Here is a 23,879-nt window from a genome sequence, read left to right as displayed (position 1 = left end):
CGGTTGACTCGTCCCATGCAGACGAACCCGCGGAGCGCCACATGTCGGACGATGATGTGCGCCCACATGGAATTGATGCCGACCGCCGATTGTTGAGCTAAACAGCTCCGATCCTTTCCGGCTCAGGCCTGCACCACCGCTCCACCGCTCTCGGGAACCTCTGCGCTCCCACCTGCTCGAAGGACCTCACAACCATGACCTTCACCTCCACGACGGAGCCCCGCTCCCCCGCCTCGGCGAGGGCGATGCGGACCCGCCGCAGCATCCTCGGCGTCGGCCTCGGACTCGGCACCTTCATCACGCTGAGCGCGTGCACACCCACGGACACCGACCCGCTCACCGACGGAGCGCCGGTGACCGGTGGGGTGCTCACGTACTTCGAGCCGCAGACATGGACGCTGCTCTACCCGCCGTCGGTGGGCTTCTACCCCAACGGCGGGATCATGAACAACATCTCCGCCCGCCTGCTCTGGCAGGACCCGACGACCCTCGAGCTCCATCCGTGGCTGGCCACCGAGTTGCCCGAGGTCAACGCCGACGCCACGCAGTACACGTTCACCCTGCGCGACGGCGTCACCTACTCCGACGGGTCGCCGCTGACACCGGCGAACGTCGCGAAGAACTTCGACCTCTTCGGCCGCGGCGACGAAGCCCGGACCCTGCCCGTGTCCGAGCAGATCTCGAACTACGAGCGCAGCGAGGTCCTCGACGACCGCCGCGTCCGCTTCCACTTCAGCGCCCCGTCCCCGGGCTTCGCGCAGGCGACGTCGACGATGAACGCGGGCCTCCTCGCCGATTCCACCCTCGACCTCGACGCCGAGGGCTTCGGACCCGGCGGAGCGACGAAGATCCACACCGCCGGCCCCTTCCGCATCACCGCGGAGACGATCGGCACAAAGCTCTCCGTCCGCGCCCGCGAGGACTACGACTGGGCGCCGCCGCACCTCAAGCACCAGGGCAGGCCCTACCTCGACGGCATCGACTACATGGTCAACAACGAGTACTCGGTGCGCATCGGCGCCGTCCTCTCCGGTCAGGCCGACGGGGTCCGCGACGTCCAGGCCCCGGACGAGACCCGCGTCGAAGAGCAGGGGCTGCGCCTCTATGCGAAGGCGACGAACGGGATCAACAACAGCATCAACTTCCGCTTCCGCACGGACCTCCTCTCCGACATCCGCGTGCGGCAGGCGCTCATCGCGGCGATCGACCGGCAGGAGATCGTCGACAAGCTCTTCACCCCGAACTACCCGCTGGCCACCGGCCTCCTCGCCAAGGGCGCGATGGGCTACAAGGATCAGTCGGGGTCGTGGACCTACGACCCCGCCGAGGCGGCCCGCCTCCTTGATGAGGCCGGATGGGTCCTCGGCGAGAACGGGTACCGGGTCATGGACGGGCAGGTGCTCGCGCTGACCGTGAACACGGCCCTGCCCCAACCGCGGTCGAACGAGGTCCAGACGCTCATCCAGCAGCAGCTGCGCCGCGTCGGTGTGCGCCTGTCGATCAACCCCGGCGACCAGGCGAAGCAGACGCTCGACGCCCTCGAACTCGATCGCATCCAGATCTACCACTCGATGGTCGCCCGCGCCGACTACGACAACCTCCGGTCGAACTACTCCTCGGTCAACCGCGACGTCTTCCTCAACGCCCCCGGCCGAGACGACACGCGCGACGACACCGTCGACCCCGAGATCGACCGCCTCCTCGAGAAGCTCGCCTCCGAACCGGAGACGACGAAGCGCCAGGCCGCCGCCGAGGCGGTTCAGGACTACCTCGTCGACCAGGCCTATGTCCTCCCGTTCTTCGAGGAGCCCCAGGTCTTCGCGTTCCGTCGCCGCGTCCACGGCTTCACCACCGAACCCGTTGGCCGTCCCGACTTCTACAGCACCTGGATTGCGAGCTGATGATGATCGACCTCCGCTATGTCCTCCTCCGACTCGGCCAAGCCGTGCTCGTCCTCCTCCTCGCCTTCACCGCGGCCTTCATCCTCCTCTCGGTCATCCCCGGCGACGGCGTCACGGCACGCTTCGCCGATCCCGCGCTCGGCCTCTCCGCCGACCAGGTCGCGGCGATCCGTGCCGAGACCGGGGCCGACGAGCCGCTGCTCGCCCGGTATCTCATCACGCTCGGAGGATTCCTCACCGGCGACTTCGGCTTCTCCGTCCAGACGGGGGCCGCGGTCTCGACGATCGTCGCCGCGGCCCTGCCGTCGACGATCGCCCTGGCCGTCTCCGGCTTCCTCACCGCGGTCGTCCTCGCCGTTCTCATCGCCGTCTTCGCGACCTACGGTCCGGCGACCGGCCCGCAGGCGTGGGTGCGCAGGGTCCTCGACTCCGTGCCGAGCCTCTTCATCTCCATCCCCGTGTTCTGGCTGGGGATCCTCCTCATCCAGGTCTTCTCCTTCCAGCTCGGCATCGTCTCCGTCGTCTCCCCCACCCCCGCCGAGGCGCTCGTCCTCCCCACGCTCACTGTGGCCGTCCCGCTCTCGGCCCCCATCGCGCAGGTCCTCATCCGCTCGATCACCGAGGTCAAAGCCGCAGGCTTCGTCAAGGTCACCGCCGCCAAGGGCGCGTCCGAGAGGTGGATCCTCATCCACACCGTCGCCCGCAACGCCCTGCTGCCGGGCCTGACGATCGTCGGCCTCGTCTTCGGCGAGCTCGTCGCCGGGGCCGTCGTCACCGAGACCGTGTTCGGCCGCAACGGCATCGGCCAGATCACCGCGCAGGCCGTGACGAACCGGGACAACCCGATCCTGCTCGCCGTCGTCGTTCTCGCCACGCTCGGCTACGTCGTCATCAACCTCGCCGTCGACCTCCTCTACCCCGTCATCGACGTCCGTCTGCGCGGGAAACCGGGAACCGCCTCGGCGAGGGCAGGACGCGGAAGCGGTCGAGGCGGCGCTCGTTCGAGCACCGCACGCAGCGCAGTCACCGCCACCGACCCCACGACGAAGGAGGCGCTGGCGGCGAGCGCGTCCAGCGTCGGCGTCACCCTCAACTGGGGTGAGCCCTCTGCCGTCGGTCCCGCTGACAGTGCCGGCCCCGCAGACAGTTCTGCCGCCGGCGGACCCGCCACCTCTGCCCAGGACGCGGCCGAGCCGGGCCGAGCCCTGAACGGAAAGAGGACCCCATGAGCTTCATCTCCAGCCTCACGCGCACAGCGCAGGGCACCGGACGCGTGCGCCCGAACTCCCGACGGACCCGCCCCGGCTCCGGGCGACTGCGCTCAAGTGCCGGTGCGCTCATCGGTCCGGCCACCGTCATCTCCGGCCTCGTCCTCCTCATCGCGGTCCTCTGGGCTCTGCTGCCCGGCCTGTTCACGCAGTACGACCCCAACGACGGCGGGACGACGCCGGCACTGCTCGCCCCGAGCCTCGAGCACTGGTTCGGCACCGACCAGACGGGACGCGACGTCTTCACCCGCGTCGTCTACGGCGCCTCCCAGTCCCTGCTTGCAGCGCTCATCGCGGTCGGGGTCGGTCTCATCGTCGGCACGACCATCGGACTCATCGCGGGCACCCGCCGCGGCTGGGTCGACGACGTCCTCATGCGCGCCGTCGACGTCCTCCTCTCGATCCCCGCGATCCTGCTCAGCCTCTCGATCGTCATCGTCCTCGGCTTCGGCACGATCAACGCGGCGATCGCGGTCGGCGTCACCGCAATCGCGCAGTTCGCCCGGCTCGCCCGATCCGAGGCCGTGCGGATCGATACGAGCGACTTCGTCGCCGCCGCGTACGGGTCCGGTGGCACGTACTGGTCCGTGCTCGTCCGGCACATCCTCCCGAACTCGATCTCGCCGGTGCTCACTCTCGCCGTCCTCCAGATCGGCTCGGCGATCCTTCAGATCTCCACGCTCGGATTCCTCGGCTACGGCACGCCGCCGCCGACCCCCGAGTGGGGCCTCATCATCGCCGAGGGCCGCAACTTCGTCGCCACCGCGTGGTGGCTGACGGTCCTGCCCGGCCTCGTCGTCATGGCGATCGTGCTCGCCACTCACCAGATCGGCAACACCCTGCGAAAGGCGACATCATGACCGACCTCCTCGCTCCCCCGACCGCGTCTCTGCTGTCCGTGCGCGGACTCACCGTCGACTACTCCCACCGCGGTGGGACCGGTGACCCTGCGGTCGATGGGCTCGACCTTACCGTCCGCCCCGGACACGTGACCGCGGTCGTCGGCGAATCCGGGTCGGGCAAGTCGACGACGGCGAACGCCGTCCTCGGTCTCCTCCCCGAATCCGCGCGGGTCACGGCCGGGAGCATCCACCTCGGCGAGGCGGCACTCGACTCCCTGTCACCCCGTGCCTGGCGCGATGTGCGGGGAGCCCAGATCGGCTACGTCCCCCAGGATCCCGGCAGCTCCCTCAACCCGCTGCAGACCGTGGGCCGGTCCGTCGCCGAGGCGCTGCGCATCCACCGGCGGTCCGATCGCCGCACCGCCCGCGCCGAGGTCCTCGACCTCCTCGAGCGCGTCGGCATCGACCGTCCTGAGCTGCGAGTCGACCAGTACCCGCGCGAACTCTCCGGCGGGATGCGGCAGCGCGTGCTCATCGCCGCAGGCATCGCGCTGCGGCCGCGGCTGCTCATCGCCGACGAACCGACCTCGGCGCTCGACGTCACCGTGCAGAAGCGCATCCTCGACCTCCTCGACGAACTGCGTGCGGAGACCGGCATGGGTGTCCTCCTCATCACCCACGACCTCGCGGTCGCCGGGGAACGGGCCGACGACGTCGTCGTCATGCAGTCGGGCAGGGTCGTCGAAGCAGGACCGGCCGAGGAGATCTTCTCCCGCCCGGCCACCGACTACACCTCGCGGCTGCTCGCCGACGCCCCAGCCCTGCAGGTCAGAGAGACGAAGGTGCGGACAGATGCGAGCGCCGAGGCGGCAGGTCAGGGCGCCGAGGCGGCTGCCGGGTTCGTCTCGGTCGAGGGCCTCACGCAAGTCTACGCGCGTACCGACGACCCTGCCACCGGAACCTCTGCCGCCGAACCCGCCCCGGTCATCGGCGTCGAGGACGTCTCCCTCACCGTCGCCCGCGGGACGACGCACGGCATCGTCGGCGAATCCGGGTCGGGGAAGACGACGACGGGCAAGGCACTCGCCGGCTTCCTCACCCCGCAGGCCGGGTCGGTGCGGATCGGCGAGATCGATGCGGCCCGCCTCGGCGAGGGAGGACAGCGGCGCCGGCGACTGCGCGAACTGCGGCGCACGGTCCAGCTCGTCCACCAGAACCCCTACTCCGCGCTCGATCCGAAGCAGTCGATCGGGGCGATCCTCACCGAGCCGCTGCGGAACTTCCGCATCGGCACCCGCGCCGACCGCGGGCAGCGGGTGGCGTCGATCCTCGAGAAGGTCGCCCTGCCGGGATCGTATGTGCAGCGGCGGCCGCGCGAGCTCTCGGGCGGGCAGCTGCAGCGGGTGGCGATCGCCCGCGCGCTCATCGCCGGACCCGAACTCGTCGTCTTCGACGAAGCGGTCTCCGCGCTCGACGTCACGGTCCAGGCGCAGATCCTTCGCCTCCTCGGCGAGCTCCAGGACGAACTCGGACTCACCTATGTCTTCATCTCCCACGATCTCGCCGTCGTTCGGCAGATCGCGGACACGGTGTCGGTGATGTCCGGGGGCCACCTCGTCGAGTCCGGGCGCACCGAGGACCTCTTCACCCGGCCGCAGACGGCGTACACGCGCACCCTCCTCGACGCGATCCCCCGCCCGCTCGCGCTCCAGGGAAGCCGCACCCCGGGCACCCCGAGTGCCCACGGTGCCTCCGGCCTCCCCGACACCTCCGCCCCTAATTCCGCCACCCCCTCCGACCCCACCGCCGCCGGCACCCTCGCCGCGGCAGAGAGCTGAGATCCACGATGACCGACACGATCACCACCCCCACGCCCACGACCGGCCCTCGGCTCGGGTTCTTCACCCGCCTCCTCGAGGACGCGCCCGCCGAGCAGCGGTACCGGTTCGCGCTCGAGCAGATCGAGACGGCCGAGCGGTTCGGCTTCGCCACGGCCTGGGTCGCCCAGCACCACTTCTCCGCGACCGAGGGCGGTCTGCCCTCGCCGCTCGTCTTCCTCTCCCACGCGGCGGCACGGACCTCGCGGATCCGGCTCGGCACCGCGATCATCACCCTGCCGATGGAGAACGGGGTGCGGGTGGCCGAGGACGCCGCCGTCGTCGATGCGCTCTCCGGCGGTCGCCTCGAGATCGGGCTCGGCTCGGGCGGGAACCCCAAGTCGTTCCCCGCCTTCGGGACGACCTTCGACGATCGGCGCACCGTCTTCGCCGACAATCTTGCGGCGCTGAGGACCCTGTTCGCAGGCGACGCGCTCGCCGCGGGGGATGTCCAGCCGGAGGGCTACCGCCTCTACCCGCAGGCGCCGGGGCTGGCTGATCGCCTGTGGCAGGCGACGTTCTCCGCGGTCGGGGCCGGTGCCGCGGGAACCGCTGGGGACGGGCTCATGCTCTCGCGCACCCAGCCGCGCCCGGCGGAGAACACCTCCGCGACCCTCGACGAGGTGCAGCTGCCGGTCATCGACACCTACCTGTCCGCGCTGCCCGGCGGTATCGAGCCGCGCATCCTCGCATCGCGCACCGCGGTCGTCGCCGACGCCGAGGATCTCCCCCGGCTGCGCGAACTCACCGAACCCGCCCTGCGCGCCGAGGCGAACCGCCTCGTCGGCTACGACACCTCCGGTCTCAGCCTCGACGAGCTGCTCATCGCGACCGACACGCACCTCGGCACGCCCGGGCAGGTCATCGAGCGCCTCGCCGCCGACCGGGTGCTGCCACGCGTGAGCGACGTGAGCTTCCAGGTCCACTCGGTGCCGGCGACGAACGAGCACACGCTGCGCTCGATCGAACTGCTGGCCACCGAGGTCGCTCCGGCGCTCGGGCTGCAGGTCGAGGGTGGTGCAGTCGCGGGTGCAAGGGTTGGCTCTGGCTCTGGCGCCGGCGGCGGCTCTGTCAGTCTCGGGGCTGCGGCGGCCGGATCGGCGCGCTGAGATGCCCGACATCATCAACCTCCTCGCCGGCCTCACCGAGGGCGACTCCCTCGACCGCCTCCGCGACCACCGCCCTCAGGCGAAGGAGAACGCGCAGCTGAGCTTCGAGGCACTCCTCGAACCCGAGGAGCCGGGCGACTTCTCCTACCGCGACCGCTACGTCATCGCCGCGTTCACCGCCGGGCTGCTCGGCTCGACCGCCGGCGAGGAGTTCTACCGGGACCTGCTGCGCGACGAGGACGAAGCTGCGTCGTGGGCGATCGCCGAACTCCTCGACGACACCGTCGTCGACCTCGACGCGACGAACCCCGTCCGCGGCCCGTACGGGAGCTACGGATCTGCGCGGCTGGCCGAGGAGAACGTCGACGGACCCTGGCTGAGCGTCGGTGCGAAGGCACGGGACACGCTCGGGCCGGTCACCTCGGCGGGGATCGAATTCGCCCACCTCCTCGTCCTCCATCCCCGCGATGCCGAGCCCGAGGACCTCGCCAAGCTGCTCGCCGCCGGCTGGGACGAGGACGGAATCGTCACGCTCGCCCAGCTGATCTCCTTTCTCAACTTCCAGATCCGGTTGAGCGTCGGGCTCGCCGCCCTCCTCCACGCCCCCGCCGCGGCCGAGGAGCAGATCCCCTCCCGCCCGCTCACCTCGGCGGATGGACGGGCCGGTGGGTCTTCCGGGGCAGGGTCCTCGGGGGCGGGATCCGGGTCGGGTGCCGATGGATCCGGAACCGGAGCGCGGTCGTCAGCCCTCGCCGAGGTGGGGGCCCGGGTGAACGCGTACCCCGACCTCACGCGGCCGGAGGTCTTCCAGCAGTCCGGGCTCGGCTGGGTGCCGTGGATCGCGCCCGTCGCCGAGGCGGACCTCACCGAGGCGCAGCGCGATGCCCTCATCGAGGCCGGGCGGGCGAAGAACCCGTACTTCCGCCTGCTCGCGCGGGATCCGGCGGCGCTGCGGGCGCGCACGCTCACCGACTTCGACATCTTCTTCAACGTCAGCGACGGCCTCGGCCGGGCGGAGCGCGAGCTCGCGGCAACGGCGGCCTCCAGGCTCAACGGGTGCCTGTTCTGCGCGTCGATCCACTCGGACCGGGCGAGCGAGGAGTCCGGCCGACGGGACCTCGTCCAGCAGATGTTGGATACGGGGACGGATGAGCCGTCCCACCTCGGCGATCCGGTGTGGGATGCCGTCGTCGACGCCTCGGTCGCTCTCAGCCTCACCCCGCCGGCATTCGGACCGGACCGGGTGGCGGCGCTGCGGGAGGCGGGACTGACCGATGCGGACATCATCGATGTCCTCGGTGGGGCGGCGTTCTTCAACTGGGCGAACCGGCTCATGCTCTCCCTGGGAGAGCCCGAGCTCATCGCATCGGGGAAGACGAGGTAGGCGCGGCGGGACTGCCGGATGCGGCGGTCCGGCACACTGTCCGACGCCTCCCCGTCCGACGCTTACCTACCCGACGCCGCTCACTATCCGACGTCCATGAGCGTCGAGCGGATGATGAAGCGGTTTCCCGTCGGGGATTCGACGCTGAAGCCCGCGCCGCGGCCGGGGACGACGTCGACGGTGAGGTGGGTGTGCTTCCAGTACTCGAACTGCTCGGCCGACATCCAGAAGTCGATCCCCGAGGTGGTGGTGCCGTCAGCGTCGGCATCGGGCAGGGGCAGGTCGAAGTGGCCGAGGAGGACATCGGCATCGGAGGTGAGGAAGTCGCCCTCGGGGAAGCACATCGGCGAGGAGCCGTCGCAGCAGCCGCCCGACTGATGGAACATCAGCTGACCGTGTTTGGCGACGAGGTCGCCGAGGAGGTCGACCGTGGCCTGCGTCATCGCCACCCGGGACTTCGTCTCCCCCTCGATCGTCGGTGACGATTCGAGTGCGGTCGGAGCGGTCTGGTCGGCTGGCTCGGCGTGCTCATCGGGTGCGCTGCGGCCAGCGGGCGTCGACTCTGCCGGGCTCCGGTCGGCGGGGATCCGGTCGTCACCGACCTTCGCGGTGTCGATCTGTTCGCTCATGACATGACCTCCATCGGTTGTCGCAGGAGCCGGTTCTCGCGGATCGCTGAGGCGGCGCGATCGCGCCGTTGTCCTCCACCTCCGCAACGACGGGGTCGATGTCGATCCACTCCGGCGTCGGTCGGAGTTCACCGCCGGCGGACGACCGCCGACTCACCTGCAGGCGACAAGCCGTCCGACGACCGACTCTGTCGTTCCAGCCTAGGCCGCGGCAGACAGGAGAACAAGAGTGGTCCACGGCGAGGTCGAACCGCTTCAAAACTCGCTCACCAGAGTGAATTCAGATGAATCTTAGTTCGAACGAGTTTCGAACTTTCTATTGACAGTATTCCCTCTGAGGTCTAGACTGAGAGCAACGATCCACACTGTTGTGGAGAAGGCAGGTGACCGGCAGTGACAGACCTCGCGAACCCCGCAGGACCCGGCTCGAGTGCTGCCGACGAGGAGCCTCCCGATCAGCCGAGCACGCCTCCTCGCCTCGTGGTCGACGCCGATTCCCCTTTCGCCGACGTCCTCGACGTCTACACGAGCAGCGATCATGCTCAGCTCGTCGCCCTCGAGACCACGGCCTCGCTCTTCCTCGCCGAAGTCATCGATCACCTGGGCCTCCTCAACCCCAATCCGGAATCCCCCTACCGGCACGCAACCCTCACCGAGACCGCGTCCCGATTCGCAGATGCCGCTAATAGGGAGAGCGAGTCCAATAGCGGTGACGGGGTTGCCACGACTCCCGCCGAGGCGGATGCGGAAAGCACGTCGGATCCATCCGCTGAGTCGACCGCGGACGGCGATGCCGCGCTCGTGGAAGCCCCCTCAGTCACCCCTGACGCGACGTCCGTACCCGGCTTCCCGAGGTTCCGGGAGACCCAGACCATCGACGGATGGGTCCACATGCACTCCCACACCGAGGAGATCGGCGAGTTCACCGCCATTCTCGGCACCACCACCGCAGGCACCTACGCACACATCAACGACGCGATGACTCTGGTCCACGGCCTGCCGAAGTTCCATGCTCGGTGCCTGGCAGGAGAGTTCACCATCGCCCACGTCCACGCCGCGACTCGGTTGTGCAAGAGCGTCCGGTTCTCCGACCTCCGCCACATCGACGACTACCTCGAGACCCGGCGCGCAGACATCACCATCGAGACGTTCAAGAAGTCGCTCGCGATGAGGGTCAGCGTCCTCGAACCCGCCGACGAGCGCACCCAACAGGCATTCGAGCGTCGCCGGGTCGACATCACCACCTACCCCGACGGCTCATCGTGTCTCACCCTCACCGGGCCATCGGCGGAGCTGCAGGCCTGCTTCCTCCGCATCGAAGCATTCGCGAAGGCGATCCGCAACGGCAACACGGCTGCGTTCGGCGACCAGATCCCCGACGGTGCCGTCATCGAGGACGACCGTGCGATCGCGGCACTGATGTTCGACATCTTCACCCGCACCTGCCCACAGGTCCGCATCCAGGTTCGCACCGAGGAGACCGACACCGGGGTGATCGGCACCAGCGAACTGCCGCTCGACCTCGAAGGCGTCCGCAACGTCGCCGATGTCGCCGAGCGGATCACCGCAGCCGCCGAGGCGGTCGGCATCTCTGCGGACCCCTCGGTGAGCGGCAACCGCAGGTCGCTTGCCGGAACCGGGGCATGCATCGCCGGAGACAGCGCCGACATCACTACCGGAGCCAGCACTGACGCTCTTGCCGGCCGTGGGGCTGACGCGGAGAACGCTTCGGGCTCCGAGGTCACCGATTCGGCCTTCGGTCCCATTGCCCGCACCGATCACGGCATCGGCCGTGACAGCACAGACGACCACCTCATCGGCACCGTCCGCAGGAAGGGCCGGCTGATCGACATCCTCCTCACCATGCCCACTGACGCCTACTGGCTGGCCGCGCAGGGCAAGATGATCACCACGGTGCCGTTCCTCACTCTCCTCGGCTACTCCGACCTGCCCGGCACCTTTCCCGACGGTTCGCCGATCCCTGCCGACACGGCGCGCAGGATCGCCAAGGAGTGCTCCACCTGGACTCGGATCCTCACCGACCCCGCAACAGGAACCCCCGTCGACGCCAACGCCACGACCTACTACATCCCAGCGAGGGTCCGACAGACACTGACCGCGAAATGGCAGGCATGCACGATGCCCGGCTGTCGAAGACGCGCCGAGGCCTCCGAAGTCGACCACATCATCCCCTTCGACCACGACAATCCCGCTCTGGGAGGTCTGACCGTGTTCGGCAACCTCCATCCGCTGTGCAAGAAGGACCATCAGAGCAAGACCGACGGCAACTACTCCGTGGCCATGAACGACAAAGGGATCATCGAGTACCGATTCCCCCACGGAATCCGGGCCTCGGTGGCGGCAGGGGACAACCCTGTCAACTTCGAGCACGCCAGACTCATGGAGAGCGGCGAGCTCACAGAGCGCGGCGAGCTCACGGAGAGCGGCTCATCGGACGAATACTTCGATCCGCGCTTCCCACCACCGCCACCGGAACCCGACCCCCAGCCCGGCGACGTCCGCACCGGTGAGGAGTGCCCAGGACCCGAAGGCAGCATCGGGACACCGGGGTGGGTGAAACGGACCGACTTCTTTCGCAGCTACAACGGAAAGAAGCGGACCGAAACCGAATGGGTCTGGGACAACGGCGATCCTCCGCCCTTCTGAGCCACAGCTCTGATCAGCCCCTTCTGATCTGCCCTACTGCCGGAACTCCGCGCCAATTCACTGACGCTGTCAGTTTCGGCGTCCCCCGACCAACGACTTCGCGCCGAACTTCTGCCGGTACCCGGTCGGGGTGAGACCAGTCTCGCGGAGGATGAGCCTGCGCAGCGTCGTGGGATCGTCGTACCCCACCGAGCGCGCGATCGACTCGAAGGTGTCGTCCGTCGTCGCCAGCGCATGATTCGCTCGCTCGACCCGCAGCTGTTGGACGTACTGCGTCACCGTCTTCCCCGTTGCGGCTTTGAACCGGCGCTGCAGAGTCCTCGGGTGCGTGGCCGTCACAGCGGCCAACCGGCCGAGCGTCATCGCCGACCCCAGCTCCCGATCGATCGTCTCCTCGGCGAGCAGGACGACCTCGTCCTGATGAGTCGTCGACGGAAGCGTCCCCATGTACGGCAGCTGATCCGTCCGCGGCGCATCGGCGAGCATGAACCGCGACGTCCGGATCATCATGCTCGGACCGAACATCGACTCGACGAGCGACAGCCCGAAGTCGAGCCACGCCATGATGCCGGCGGCCGTGATGACTTCTCCCTCGTCGACGACCATCCTCCGGGCATCGAGGCGCACCGCAGGAAACCTCTCGGTGAACTCCTCGGCGAACGCCCAGTGCGTCGTCGCCGACCGATGATCGAGCAGACCCGTCTCAGCCAGCACGAACACGCCCGCGCAAAGTCCGCAGAGCACTGCCCCGTCACCTCGGCGCGCAAGAGCCCAATCGCGGAGGGCATGGGCCGAATCCATCCCCTGCGGTGGCACGAGGCTCGGCGGGAACACGACGTGAGTCGGCGCATTCGGCCTCCCCGGGTGCGAGTCGAACACGCACTGCACCCCGTCCTCCGACCACTCCCAGTGGCTCACTCGCACAGTCTCGTCTCGGCCGAGCAGCGCCAACTGTTCGTTCGCGACGCGGAAGACATCGGTGAGTCCGTAGACCGCGGCGAGCTGGCACTCGCGGTACCGCACGATGGCGATCTCCGAACGAGGCTCCTCGGTGTTTCCCGCACCGTCCCCCGGACCGTCTCTCGGACCGTCCCCGAGGTCGCTCGCCTGCCGCCGATTGTCATCATCGCCCGGGTGCATGTCGTTTGTGACCATGGCGTCAGCTTAGGCGCACTCATAGCCTGGGGGAACAGGTCGGTTGTCAGAATCCTCCGACCTCGGCCCAGCCGCACTCGTTGAGGCGAGACCTCATCCGATGAAAAGGAGCACGTTCCCATGTCCGAGATCCCAGCCCCCATCACCCCGTTCCTCGAGCCCGAAGCCAAAGAGCTCGCCGAGGCGACCGCCCCGCATCCGCGCATCTACGAAGTCCCGCCGGAGGAAGGTCGCAAGATCCTCCTCGACCTCCAGAGCGGCGAGGGCGTCGAGCGTCCTGACGTCGACGAGGAATGGGTCGAGGTCGACGCCGGCGAATGGGGAACCGTGCGCACGCGCATCATCCGACCCAAGGGTGCCACCGGCGACCTGCCCGTCCTCTTCTACATCCACGGTGCCGGCTGGGTCTTCGGCGACGACAAGACCCATGACCGGCTCTTCCGCGAGCTCACGGTCGGGGCGAACGCCGTCGGCGTCTTCCCCGTCTACGACCGTGCTCCTGAGAAGAAGTACCCGACCCAGGTCGAGCAGAACTACGCCGTCGGCCAATGGGTGGCAGCGAACGGCGCCGATCACGGCATGGATACCTCACGCATCGCCGTCACCGGCGAATCCGTCGGCGGGGACATGTCGGCAGTGTTCGCGCTGATGAACAAGGACCGCGGCGGGCTCGACCTCAAGGCGCAGGCCCTGCTCTACCCGGTGACCAACGCCGACTTCGACACCCCCTCGTACATCCAGTTCGAGGACGGCTACTACCTCACCCGCGACGGCATGAAGTGGTTCTGGGACGCCTACACCACCGACGAGGCACAGCGGAAGGAGAAGTACGCCTCACCGCTGCAGGCCAGCCTCGAGGATCTCAAGGGACTGCCCGAAGCCCTCGTCATTACGGACGAGGCCGACGTCCTCCGCGACGAGGGCGAGCAGTACGCCAACAGGCTCCGCGAAGCCGGTGTCCCTGTGACGTCGCTGCGCGTGGCGGGCATGGTCCACGACTTCCTCCTCCTCGACAGTCTCCGCGACACGAAGGCGGCGAACCTCGCCCGCACAGTGGCCATCGACTTCCTCCACAACGCCCTCCACGAGGACAGCGCACCGTTCACGGAGTGAGGCGCGCCGTTCGCTGATTGAAGCGCACCCTTCGCAGAGGGAAGCGCACCGCTGGCTGAGCGGGAAGTCCCCTCGTCGGCCGACCCGCGCGGATCGTGACCAACTCACGGTCCGCGCGGGTCTCCGTGCATCACCTGCCGCGAACTGCCGCTCGACTGTCCTGTATGGGACCGTGTTCATCCCTGTATGGGCCCCGTGTTCATCCGACTCGGATGCTCAAGCACGCGCGCTAGGCTTGAGCGCATGAGCAGCGAGCTGAGCCCGACCCTCCGTGCCCTCCCCTATCTGCTGGGGATCACGGCCATGGTCTTCGTCGGGTTCCCCCTCGGTCGCGATGTCGACGTCATGATGAGAATCGTCATCGGCGCCCTCACCTACGCTGCGACGTTCTTCCTCAGCCGCTTCGTCATCGGACGCCTCGCCGACCGCAGCTCCGCGCGCGACAGCAACTCCGCGCGCAGACACGGCACGGACCACGGCGGTTCCGCCCGCGACAGCGGCACCGACGGCGACGACGAGGCCTGAGCACCACCTCGACGAGGCCTGAGACCCACCTCGGCGCAGCTGATTCCACAGGAGTCCGGCCGCTACTTCTTGTCCTGCGCGGGGATGATGACCTTGCGGATGATGATGAGGAACGAGGCGGCGACCGGCACGGCGACGACGGCGCCGAGGACCCCACCGAGCGTGCCGCCGGCGATCGCAGCGATGATGACGAGCGCACCGGGCACGGCGACGGCCGCGTTCATGATCCGCGGGCTGAGCAGGTACGCCTCGATCTGCATGTAGACGAGGTAGTAGATGCCCGCCGCGATGCCGAGGCCCGGGGAGACCATGAGGCACGATGCGGTGATGACGATCGCGCCGGAGATCGGACCGATGAGCGGGATGAGCGAGGCGAGGAAGGCGACGAACGCGAGCAGTGCCGGCAGCGGCGCCCCGATGATCGTGAGGAAGATCGCCGAGCACACGCCGTTGATGATGCCGAGCGACACCTGCCCGAGCACATAGCGCCCCACCGACCGCGTGATCTCCTCGGACACCGAGTCGACGGTGTCCCGTGAGCTCGCGGCGACGAGCGAGAGCATCGCCGACTTGATCGTCGGCAGCGTGACGGCGAAATAGATCGTGAGGATGACGACGATGATCACCCCGGTGATGAAGCTGAGGATCCCCGCCCCGATCGACACGACGCCGCCGCCGAGGGAGAGCACGTTCTTCGGATCGGAGACCCACGAGCTCACGCTCGCGAAGATCGAATCGAGGTCGACTGCTCCGGTGAAGCGCCGCTCGAGATCGGCGACCCACTCGGTCGTCTGCAGACGGGAGACGATCTGCGGCAGATCGGCGATGAACTGCTGGATCTGCGAGATGACGGCCGGCGCGATGAGCAGCACCACGCCGACGACGACGCCGATGAACGCGACGACGACGAGGATGACCGCCAGAGTCCGCGAGACCTTGCGCGCGACGAGCCACTGAATGATGGGATCGAGGCCGAGCGCGAGGAACAGCGCCAGGCCGATGTAGATGAGCACCGTCCCCACCGACTGCAGCGCCGTGATGAGCGCGATCGCGAGCCCGACCCCGAGGGTTCCGACGAACCCGACGCGGAAGGCATTGGTGACAGGGAAGGATGCGCTGCTCATGCGCCCCAGTCTAGCCAGCAACCATGCACCGGGCGGCCGCCACACGTTAGGATCGGAGGCGTCATGAGAGAAGATCGTGAGGAAAGTGGTACGTCGACGATGAGTTCCGAACCAACAGCCATCGATGTCTGGGAGGCACTCCTCGACCCACAAGGCGACTTCTCCCTCCCGGACTTCTCCGCGGTCACCCCTGACACCCTCAGCACCGCGGCCCGGGCCGCCACCGACTTCGCCCTCGCCGAGGTCGAGCACATCGTCACCGACGACGCCGACCCGACCTTCGTCACCACGACCGTCCGCTTCGAGTCCGCGACCGTGCCGATGGCCCGGCTCGCCGCCCTCGTCCGCACCATCGAATCGAACCACCTCACCCCTGAGCTCACCGATGCCGTCGCCGAGGTGTGGGTCCGGCTGTCCGCGACCCGCACCGAGATGCTGCTGGGCGTCGATCTCTTCCACCGCATCGAACAGGTCCCGGTCACCGACCTCAACCCCGAGGACAAGCGCCACCAGGAGCTCACGGTCGAGAACTTCGTCCGGGCCGGCGCCCGCCTCGGCGAAGAGGACCGTGCGCACATGGCGACGATCGAAGCCGAACTCACCGCGCTCTCGACCTCCTTCTCCCGGGCACTGGGAACGGACACCCGGGAGCTCGCGGTCCACCTCGGCGAGGCGGACGAGCTCAAGGGGCTGAGCGAGGACCAGATTGCGGCCGCAGCCACCCGCGCGGGCGAACGCGACGAATCCGGCTACCTGCTGGGACTGAACAACTTCACTCAGCAGCTCGTCCTCGGACCGCTCGAGAGCGCCGCGACGAGGGAGCACGTGCTGCGGAACTCGATGGCGCGCGGTGCACGCGGCGGGGACGGCGACACCCGGGCGCAGGTCTCGGACATCACTGCCCTGCGGGCCCTGCAGGCGAAGCTGCTCGGCTACCCGTCGTACTCCTCCTACGCGATCGACAACCAGACGGCGGGCGGCCCCGACGCGGCAGCCGACATCGTCTCCTCCCTCATCGCGCCCGCCAATGCGCAGCTGGCGGCCGAGCTCGACACCGTCCGCGACCGCTACGGCCTCGACGAGATCGCCCCGTCCGACGTCATGCACTACCTCGCGAAGTACCGGCAGGACGAGTTCGGCATCAACCCCGACGAGGTCGCGCAGTACTTCGAGTTCGACACTGTGCTCACGGACGGCGTCTTCTTCGCCGCCACGGGGCTCTATGGGATCACCTTCGCTCCCGCGGAGGGCGTCGTCGGCTGGCACGACGACGTCAGAGCCTACGAGGTCACCGACGTCGACGGTCGCACCCTCGGCCTCATCCTCATCGACCCCTATGCGCGGGACACGAAGCGGGGAGGCGCCTGGATGGACCAGCTCGTGCCCGCCTCCCGGCTGACCGGCGACCTCCCGGTCGTCACCCTCTCCCTCAACCTTGCCAAGCCCGGTCCCGGCCGGCCCACCCTGCTCTCCCCGACCGAGCTGACGACGCTCTTCCACGAGTTCGGCCACGTCCTCCACGGCCTCTTCGCGAACTCGACCTACCCCTCGACGGCGGGCACCTCGGTGCCCCGCGACTACGTCGAGTTCCCCTCCCAGTTCAACGAGATGTGGCGCTTCCACCCGCAGGTCCTCCCCCACTATGCGAAGCACGTCGAGACCGGCGAGCCGATGCCCGAGTCCATGGTCTCCTCCCTCATCGCCGGGGAGGACTTCGGGCAGGGCTTCTCGACGATCGAGTACCTCGCAGCCGCCATGCTCGACCTCTCGTGGCACTCGCTCGAGGCCGGAGAGCACATCACAGACGTCCTCTCCTTCGAATCCGAGGTGCTCGACGCCTCCGGCTTCTCCCCGCTCGTGCCCCCGCGCTACCGCACGACGTACTTCGGCCACATCTTCGCCTCCGGCTATGCGGCCGGCTACTACTCGTACCTCTACTCCGAGGTCATCGCCGCGTGGGTGAGCGAATGGTTCGAATCCCAGGGCGGGCTCAACCGTGAGGCCGGCGAGGCGTTCCGCGAGGCGATCCTCGCCCCCGGCTACTCCGTCGACCCGATGACGGCGATCGAGAAGTTCTTCGGCGTCCGTCCCGACGTCGCACCGCTGCTGCGCCGTCGCGGGCTCGCGGAGCCGGTGGAAGAGACCTCCCCCGAGACCGGTGACCCTACCCCCGCCCCGAAGCACCACGCGAACAACACCCGCATCGCCGAGATTCTCACCGACAACGGGATCGAGCCGCAGATCACGGTCTTCTCCGAGGCCACCCCGACGGCCGCCTCGGCGGCGGAGAAGGTCGGGGTCGACGTCGGCGCGATCGCCAACAGTCTCGTCTTCTCCGCCGGCGGGGACCCGGTGCTCATCATGACCTCGGGCGCCCACCGCGTCGACACGGACCACGTGGCCTCCCTCATCGGCGTCGACTCCCTCGACCGCGCGGACAAGGACCTCGTCCGGGCGGCGACCGGCCAGGTCATCGGCGGCGTCGCCCCGATCGGCCACCCCGCGCCGATCCCCACGTTCATCGACACAGCCCTCCGGGACTTCCCCGTCCTCTGGGCCGCAGCGGGCACCCCGCAGTCGATGATGCCGCTCACCTACGACCAGCTCGTCACGCTCACCGGGGGGAAGGAGATCGCCGTTGTCGCCGACGAGTCCTGAGACGCCCGACTCGGCAGACGCTCCCCCCTCTCACCGCTTGGCGGCCTTCGCGTCCTCGCGCGGTCGGTACTACGCGATCTTCCTCGCGGTCTTCTGCGCGGTGCTCATCATCTCGAACATCTCGGCGACGAAGGTCATCGGCTTCGGCCCCATCGTCACCGACGGCGGGGCGTTCCTCTTCCCCATCGCCTACATCCTCGGCGACGTCATCAGCGAGGTCTACGGCTTCAAGGCCGCACGCAAGGCTGTCATCACCGGCTTCGCCCTGCAGGTGCTCGCGACCCTCGTCTTCTGGCTCGTCCTCATCTCACCACCGGGCCCCGGATACGAGAACCAGGAGGCCTTCGCCGCCGTCCTCGGCTTCTACCCGCGCATCGTCCTGGCCTCACTGGCCGGCTACTTCGTCGGCCAGCTCCTCAACTCCTACGTCCTCGTGGCAGTGAAGAAGCGGATGGGCGAGTCGAAGCTGTGGGTGCGCCTGCTCACCTCGACGGGGGTCGGCGAGTTCGTCGACACGCTCCTCTTCTGCACGATCGCCTTCGCCGGCGTCATCCCCGGCTGGGACTTCGTCAACTACGTCGTCGTCGGCTTCGTCTACAAGGTCGGCGTCGAGGTCATCCTCCTGCCCGTCACGTACCGGGTGATCACGCTCGTCAAACGTCACGAACCGAGCTACGCCCAGGACTGAGCCGCACGGCTGGGCCTGACTCACGCGTAGTAGCGTCCGAGCACCTCGGTCTCGAGCTCGGAGAATCGACCGTCCTCCATCGCCTGCCGGATCTCGGCGACGAGGCTGACGACGAAGTGCTCGTTGTGGATCGTGCACAGCGTCGAGAAGAGCATCTCCTTGGCCTTGTAGAGGTGGCGCAGGTAGGCGCGCGAGTAGTTCTCGCACGTGTAGCAGTCGCACTCGGGGTCGAGGGGTCCGAAGTCGCGGCGGTACTTCGCCCCCGTGAGGTTGTACCGGCCGTCGCGGGTGTAGACCGCGGCATTGCGGGCGACACGGGACGGGGAGACGCAGTCGAAGGTGTCCGCGCCGGTCTTGATCGCCTCGAAGAGATCATCGGGTTCGGAGATGCCGAGGAGGTGACGCGGCTTGTCCTCGGGCAGCTCCTCGCACACCCAGCGGATGATCGTCCCGAGGTTCTCCTTCTCCAGGGCCCCACCGATGCCGTACCCATCGAAGTCCATAGCGCCGAGGTCGCGGGCGGCCTTGCGCCGCAGGTCCTCGTACTGCGCACCCTGGAGGACCCCGAAGAGCGCCTGATAGGGCCGGTGCGAACGCGCCTGAGTCAGCCGCTGGTGCTCCTCGATGCAGCGGATCGCCCACAGCCGGGTCCGTTCGAGCGAGGTCTCCTGGTAGCCGCGGGTGTTGACGAGCGTCGTCAGCTCGTCGAACGCGAACATGATGTCGGCCCCGAGCTCATGCTGGACCCGCATCGAGACCTCGGGCGTGAACCGGTGCATCGTCCCGTCGAGGTGCGATTTGAACGTCACCCCGTCGTCGTCGACGTTCGACAGCCGCTCCTTGCCCGCGGCGATGGCGTCGTCGTTCTGCTCGCCCGTGACCTCCATGGAGATGACCTTCTTGAACCCGGCGCCGAGACTCATCACCTGGAATCCGCCCGAATCCGTGAACGTCGGGCCGGGCCAGTTCATGAACCGCCCCAATCCCCCGGCCTCGTCGACGATGTCCGAGCCCGGCTGGAGGTAGAGGTGGTAGGCGTTGGCGAGGACAGCCTGCCCGCCGAGGGCGGCGACGTCCTCGGGCTTGACGGCCTTGACCGTGGCCTTCGTGCCGACCGGAATGAACGCAGGCGTGCGGATCTGCCCGTGCGGGGTGGAGATCACCCCGGTGCGTCCGCCCGTCTCGAGCCTGGTGCCGACCTCGAAGCCGAACTGCGAACGGTCGTTGATGGGCGGTGTCGCTGTCTCAGATGCTGCACGCGTGTCGATGTCGGTCACCCGCCAAGTTTAACTGGGTGGATGCGACCGAGACTCACCGCCGTGCTCGAGACCGCCGTGCGCTCCCGCCGTCCCCTCGTCACCGACGGAGGGCTGGGCACCGCGCTCGAGTCCCGCGGGATCGTCCTCGACCACGACCTGTGGTCGGCCGGTCTCCTCCGTGACGATCCCGACACCCTCGCCGAGGTGCACGCCGCCTTCGCGAGAGCCGGTGCCGACATCGTCACGACCGCGAGCTATCAGATAGGCCCGCGCGCTGGGCTCACGGACACTGGGCTCACGGACACTGCGGTGCGTCGACTGTGCGCCGACAGCGTCACCCTCGCCCGCGAGGCTGCCTCACGCGGCACCGCCGCTCCCGTCCTCATCGCCGGGTCGGTAGGCCCGTTCGGGGCCGTCCTCGGCGACGGGTCCGAGTACACCGGCGACTATGCGCTCACCGATGCCGAGTTCGCCGCCTTCCACCGTCCCCGCATCGAAGCCCTCGCCGAGGCGGGCGCCGACGTCATCGCGCTCGAGACCCAACCGAACCTGCCCGAGATCCGGGTCCTCGCCGACCTCGTCGAGGAGACCCGCGTCCCTGCGTGGCTGTCGGTGACCCTCGCCGACGGAGGACCCACTGGCGTCCCGCGACTTCCCGACGGCACCCCGCTCACGGCCCTCGCCGCGGTAGCAGCCGCCCATCCGACGGTCCGCGCGGTCGGCGTCAACTGCGTGCGGCCCGACCAGGTGTCTCCCGCGCTCGAGGCGCTGGCCGCGGTCACCGAGCTGCCCCTCATCGCCTATCCGAACTCGGGCGAGACCTACGATGCGGAGTCGATGACGTGGCAGGACCCGACCGCGGAGGCGGGCGAGCGCCTCGGCGCGTGGCCGGTCGCGGACTGGATCGCCCGCGGGGCCCGGATCGTCGGCGGCTGCTGCCGGACGACGCCCGCGGACATCGCAGAGCTCGTGCTCAGAGCATCTTCCCGGGGTTGAGGATCCCCAGCGGGTCGAGGGAGTCCTTGATCGCGGCCTGCATGCGCTGGGCACCGGCGTCGAGCTCGCGGCCAAGCCACTCTCGCTTGAGGTAGCCGACCCCGTGCTCGCCGGTGATCGTCCCGCCGAGGTCGAGGCCGAGCTGCATGATCTCCGCGAACGCCTCCTGGGCTTGGGCGACCATCGCCTCGTCGCGGGCGTCGAAGACGACGGAGGGATGCATGTTCCCGTCCCCCGCATGTCCCGCGGTGGCGACGACGACGTCGTGGCGATCGTCGATCTCCCGCAGCCGGGCGAAGAACTCGCCGAGGCGCGAGCGGGGCACGCAGACATCGTCGACGAGCTCTCCCCCACCGATGGTGTTCGCGTACCTCTCCATCGCCGGTGCCACGGCCCGCCGGGCGGCGACGAGCATGTCGCTGTCGTCGGGGTCGTCGGAGACGACGGTCTCGGTCGCCCCGTTGGCCTCAGCGATCGCCTCGAACCCGGCGAGGTCACGGGCCGCCTCGGCGGCGGGCTTGTCGGACTGGACGAGGAGGAGGGCACCGGCGTCGGCGGGCAGGCCGAAGTCGCCGTAGTCATTGATCATCGCCATCGTCGCAGCGTCGATGAATTCGAGCATCGACGGCTGGGCACCGGAGGCCATGAACTCCGCGACCGTGCGGCCCGCCGATTCGGTGTCCGGGAAGATCCCCACCCCGGTCAGCGGCGGCGGCAGGAGCGGGGTGAGTCCCAAGGTGATCGCGACGATGACCCCGAGCGTGCCCTCCGACCCGACGAGGAGAGCGGCGAGGTCGAGGCCGGCCACGCCCTTCGCCGTCGCGCGGCCGAGCTTCGTCACCGTGCCGTCGGCGAGGACGACGGTGAGTCCACGGACGTAGTCCTTCGTCACCCCGTACTTGACGCAGCACATGCCGCCGGCGTTCGTCGCGACGTTCCCGCCGATCGTCGAGATCGCCACCGACCCCGGATCGGGCGGGTAGGCGAGTCCTTCGGCGGCGAGGGCGGCCTTGAGGTCGGCATTGATGACGCCGGGCTCGACCCGGCAGATCTGGTCGACGGGATCGATCTCGACGATCGCGTCCATTCCGGCGAGGTTGAGCAGCAGGGCGCCGTCGACGGCGTTCGCCCCGCCCGAGAGCCCCGTCCGCGCCCCCTGTGTGACGACGGGGATGCGGTGGTCGGTGGCGAAGCGCATGACGGCGACGACATCATCGACGCTCCTGGCCCGGACGAGACCGAGCGCCCGCCCGGCCGGGCAGAAGAGCGCCCGGTCGGAGGCGAAGCCGTCGACGACGTCGCGGTCGGTCACGAGCGCACCGGGGCTGAGCTGCTCGGCGAGCACGCCGAGGCCGGCCGCCGCCTCCTCGACGCTCATCAGCGGGCGGCGAACTCTCTGGCCACCGCGCGCACGCGGTCAAGGGCCTCATCGGCGCCGATGCTCACCCGCACGCCGCCGGAGAGTCGGCGGATCGCCACGGCCTGGGCTGCGCACGCGTCTTCGAACGCGGCTGCGGCCTCGTCGTCGAGGGCGATCCACACATAGTTGCCCTGCGCATCAGGGACGTCGAAGCCGAGGTCGCGCAGGTCAGCGGCGAAGCGGTCACGGGTCGCTGCGACCTCCTTCGCCCGGACGAGCACCTCGCCGACCCGCGCGAGCGACTCCGAGGCGGCGGCCTGAGCGCCGGTCGTCACACTGAACGGGGCGACGACCTGACGCAGAGCGGTGGCGATCTCGGCATCGGCGACGCCGTAGCCGACGCGCAGTCCCGCGAGTCCGTGCGCCTTCGAGAACGTGCGGGCAAGGACGAGGTTGTCGTACTTCCGGAACGCGGCGAGACCGTCGACCGCCTCGGCGTCGGTGGCGAACTCCCAGTACGCCTCGTCGAGGGCGACGATGACCCCGGCGGGCACTTCGGCCATGAATCCGTCGAGCTCGGACGTGCGCACGGACGGACCCGTAGGGTTGTTCGGTGAGCAGAGGAGGACGAGGCGGGTCGTGTCGTCGATCTCGGCGAGCATCCCCGCGAAGTCGTGCCGGCCGTCGGGCAGCAGGGGCACCGCGCGCTTCTCCGCACCGCGGGCCGACGCGAGGATCGGGTACATCTCGAACGACGGCCACGGGTAGACGACGGAGGTCCCAGCCTCGAGGGTGATGTTCGTCAGGGCCGAGAGGATCTCCGAGGCGCCCGCCCCGGGCACGACCTCGCTCGGGTCGACGTCGAGGTAGGCGGCGATCTCGGCGACGAGCTTCGCCGACTTCGGATCAGGATAGGCGGCGGGCACCTGCGTCGCGGCGGCCACGGCTTCGGTGATGCCCGGCAGCGGGGCGAAGTGGTTCTCGTTCGACGACAGTTTGTACGGGGCCAGCCCCGGGGCATCCGACGGCGGTTTGCCGGGCTTATAGGGCGGGAACTGGGTCAGGGCATCGCGAAGGAGGAATCGTTTCGACATGCACATATCGTGACACAGGCAACGAATGCTCGGCACAGCGGCCGGCATTCGAGAGGGGTGCCCGTGCCCGCACATGGGAGGTGGCCCTGAGATCGCGGGATCGATCAGGGCCACCGGGGATGATGAGTCCGGGACTCGAGGGGACGCGTGTCGTGCCGAACGCGGAAGGGGACGTGGGTGGCGACCCCTTCACTCATCTAGACCGGAAACTGCGCCTGTTCGTTCGCGAC

The 23,879-nt window shown here is 68.9% G+C and carries 18 protein-coding genes; 12 read left to right on the top strand and 6 right to left on the bottom strand.

Annotation, left to right across the window (positions count from 1 at the left end; genetic code table 11):
* Positions 1-194: 194 nt before the first annotated feature.
* From AC0VYB_RS03240 to AC0VYB_RS03215, 6 genes are read left to right on the top strand one after another with little or no spacing between them, the layout of a single operon-like run.
* Positions 195-1,901, top strand: coding sequence for a TIGR04028 family ABC transporter substrate-binding protein (locus tag AC0VYB_RS03240; protein ID WP_144588382.1), 1,707 nt, complete (start codon positions 195-197; stop codon positions 1,899-1,901).
* Complete coding sequence (locus AC0VYB_RS03235) at positions 1,901-3,130, top strand: ABC transporter permease (RefSeq protein ID WP_475385039.1); 1,230 nt, start codon at positions 1,901-1,903, stop codon at positions 3,128-3,130. The genes AC0VYB_RS03240 and AC0VYB_RS03235 overlap by 1 nt, the downstream gene beginning before the upstream one ends.
* Positions 3,127-4,029, top strand: a complete 903-nt coding sequence (locus AC0VYB_RS03230; RefSeq protein WP_475385038.1) for an ABC transporter permease — start codon at positions 3,127-3,129, stop codon at positions 4,027-4,029. The genes AC0VYB_RS03235 and AC0VYB_RS03230 overlap by 4 nt, the downstream gene beginning before the upstream one ends.
* Positions 4,026-5,849, top strand: a complete 1,824-nt coding sequence (locus tag AC0VYB_RS03225) for a dipeptide ABC transporter ATP-binding protein (RefSeq protein WP_475385037.1) — start codon at positions 4,026-4,028, stop codon at positions 5,847-5,849. The genes AC0VYB_RS03230 and AC0VYB_RS03225 overlap by 4 nt, the downstream gene beginning before the upstream one ends.
* 8 nt (positions 5,850-5,857) lie before the next feature.
* On the top strand, positions 5,858-6,997 hold the full coding sequence (locus AC0VYB_RS03220) for a putative FMN-dependent luciferase-like monooxygenase (protein ID WP_475385036.1): 1,140 nt from the start codon (positions 5,858-5,860) through the stop codon (positions 6,995-6,997).
* Position 6,998: 1 nt separating this feature from the next.
* Positions 6,999-8,381, top strand: coding sequence for an alkylhydroperoxidase domain protein (locus AC0VYB_RS03215; RefSeq protein ID WP_475385035.1), 1,383 nt, complete (start codon positions 6,999-7,001; stop codon positions 8,379-8,381).
* Between the two features lie 83 nt (positions 8,382-8,464).
* On the opposite strand, the gene AC0VYB_RS03210 is transcribed toward AC0VYB_RS03215, so the two are convergent.
* Positions 8,465-8,824, bottom strand: a complete 360-nt coding sequence (locus AC0VYB_RS03210; RefSeq protein ID WP_240388915.1) for a DUF779 domain-containing protein — start codon at positions 8,822-8,824, stop codon at positions 8,465-8,467.
* Positions 8,825-9,403: 579 nt separating this feature from the next.
* Here AC0VYB_RS03210 and AC0VYB_RS03205 point away from each other — a divergent pair.
* Positions 9,404-11,677 (top strand): HNH endonuclease signature motif containing protein, encoded by a 2,274-nt coding sequence (locus AC0VYB_RS03205; RefSeq protein ID WP_475385034.1) that lies wholly within the window; start codon positions 9,404-9,406, stop codon positions 11,675-11,677.
* 69 nt (positions 11,678-11,746) lie between these two features.
* Here the strand turns inward: AC0VYB_RS03205 and AC0VYB_RS03200 are convergent, their stop codons facing one another.
* Positions 11,747-12,832 carry a GlxA family transcriptional regulator gene (locus AC0VYB_RS03200; RefSeq protein ID WP_201671517.1) on the bottom strand — a complete coding sequence of 362 codons (1,086 nt, stop codon included), beginning with the start codon at positions 12,830-12,832 and terminating at the stop codon, positions 11,747-11,749.
* A 120-nt stretch (positions 12,833-12,952) separates the two neighbouring features.
* On the opposite strand from AC0VYB_RS03200, the gene AC0VYB_RS03195 reads away from it, so the two are divergent.
* Complete coding sequence (locus tag AC0VYB_RS03195; protein ID WP_009378037.1) at positions 12,953-13,945, top strand: alpha/beta hydrolase; 993 nt, start codon at positions 12,953-12,955, stop codon at positions 13,943-13,945.
* Positions 13,946-14,188: 243 nt separating this feature from the next.
* Positions 14,189-14,470, top strand: coding sequence for a hypothetical protein (locus AC0VYB_RS03190; protein ID WP_009378036.1), 282 nt, complete (start codon positions 14,189-14,191; stop codon positions 14,468-14,470).
* A gap of 62 nt (positions 14,471-14,532) precedes the next feature.
* Here the strand turns inward: AC0VYB_RS03190 and AC0VYB_RS03185 are convergent, their stop codons facing one another.
* Positions 14,533-15,594: an AI-2E family transporter gene (locus AC0VYB_RS03185; protein WP_063249916.1), complete on the bottom strand. Its 1,062-nt coding sequence runs from the start codon at positions 15,592-15,594 to the stop codon at positions 14,533-14,535.
* 99 nt (positions 15,595-15,693) lie between these two features.
* Between AC0VYB_RS03185 and AC0VYB_RS03180 the strand changes: the two genes are divergently transcribed.
* The gene (locus tag AC0VYB_RS03180) at positions 15,694-18,252 is read left to right on the top strand and encodes a M3 family metallopeptidase (protein WP_201671528.1); all 2,559 of its coding nucleotides are present in this window, start codon (positions 15,694-15,696) and stop codon (positions 18,250-18,252) included.
* Positions 18,233-18,940, top strand: coding sequence for a queuosine precursor transporter (locus AC0VYB_RS03175; protein ID WP_009378033.1), 708 nt, complete (start codon positions 18,233-18,235; stop codon positions 18,938-18,940). Before AC0VYB_RS03180 ends, AC0VYB_RS03175 begins: the two co-directional genes overlap by 20 nt.
* A 20-nt stretch (positions 18,941-18,960) precedes the next feature.
* Here AC0VYB_RS03175 and tgt read toward each other — a convergent pair whose 3' ends face one another.
* Positions 18,961-20,217, bottom strand: coding sequence for a tRNA guanosine(34) transglycosylase Tgt (gene tgt, locus AC0VYB_RS03170; RefSeq protein WP_197932324.1), 1,257 nt, complete (start codon positions 20,215-20,217; stop codon positions 18,961-18,963).
* Between the two features lie 21 nt (positions 20,218-20,238).
* Between tgt and mmuM the strand changes: the two genes are divergently transcribed.
* Positions 20,239-21,195: a homocysteine S-methyltransferase gene (gene mmuM, locus AC0VYB_RS03165; protein WP_119296512.1), complete on the top strand. Its 957-nt coding sequence runs from the start codon at positions 20,239-20,241 to the stop codon at positions 21,193-21,195.
* Here mmuM and AC0VYB_RS03160 read toward each other — a convergent pair.
* Positions 21,173-22,573, bottom strand: a complete 1,401-nt coding sequence (locus AC0VYB_RS03160) for an FAD-binding oxidoreductase (protein ID WP_009378030.1) — start codon at positions 22,571-22,573, stop codon at positions 21,173-21,175. The two genes, mmuM and AC0VYB_RS03160, sit on opposite strands and share 23 nt — an antisense overlap.
* The gene (locus tag AC0VYB_RS03155) at positions 22,573-23,649 is read right to left on the bottom strand and encodes a histidinol-phosphate transaminase (RefSeq protein ID WP_009378025.1); all 1,077 of its coding nucleotides are present in this window, start codon (positions 23,647-23,649) and stop codon (positions 22,573-22,575) included. Before AC0VYB_RS03155 ends, AC0VYB_RS03160 begins: the two co-directional genes overlap by 1 nt.
* Positions 23,650-23,879: the final 230 nt, after the last annotated feature.

The organism is Brevibacterium sp. Z349TD_9 (genome assembly GCF_056173565.1).
This window is presented reverse-complemented; position numbering and strand designations above follow the sequence as displayed.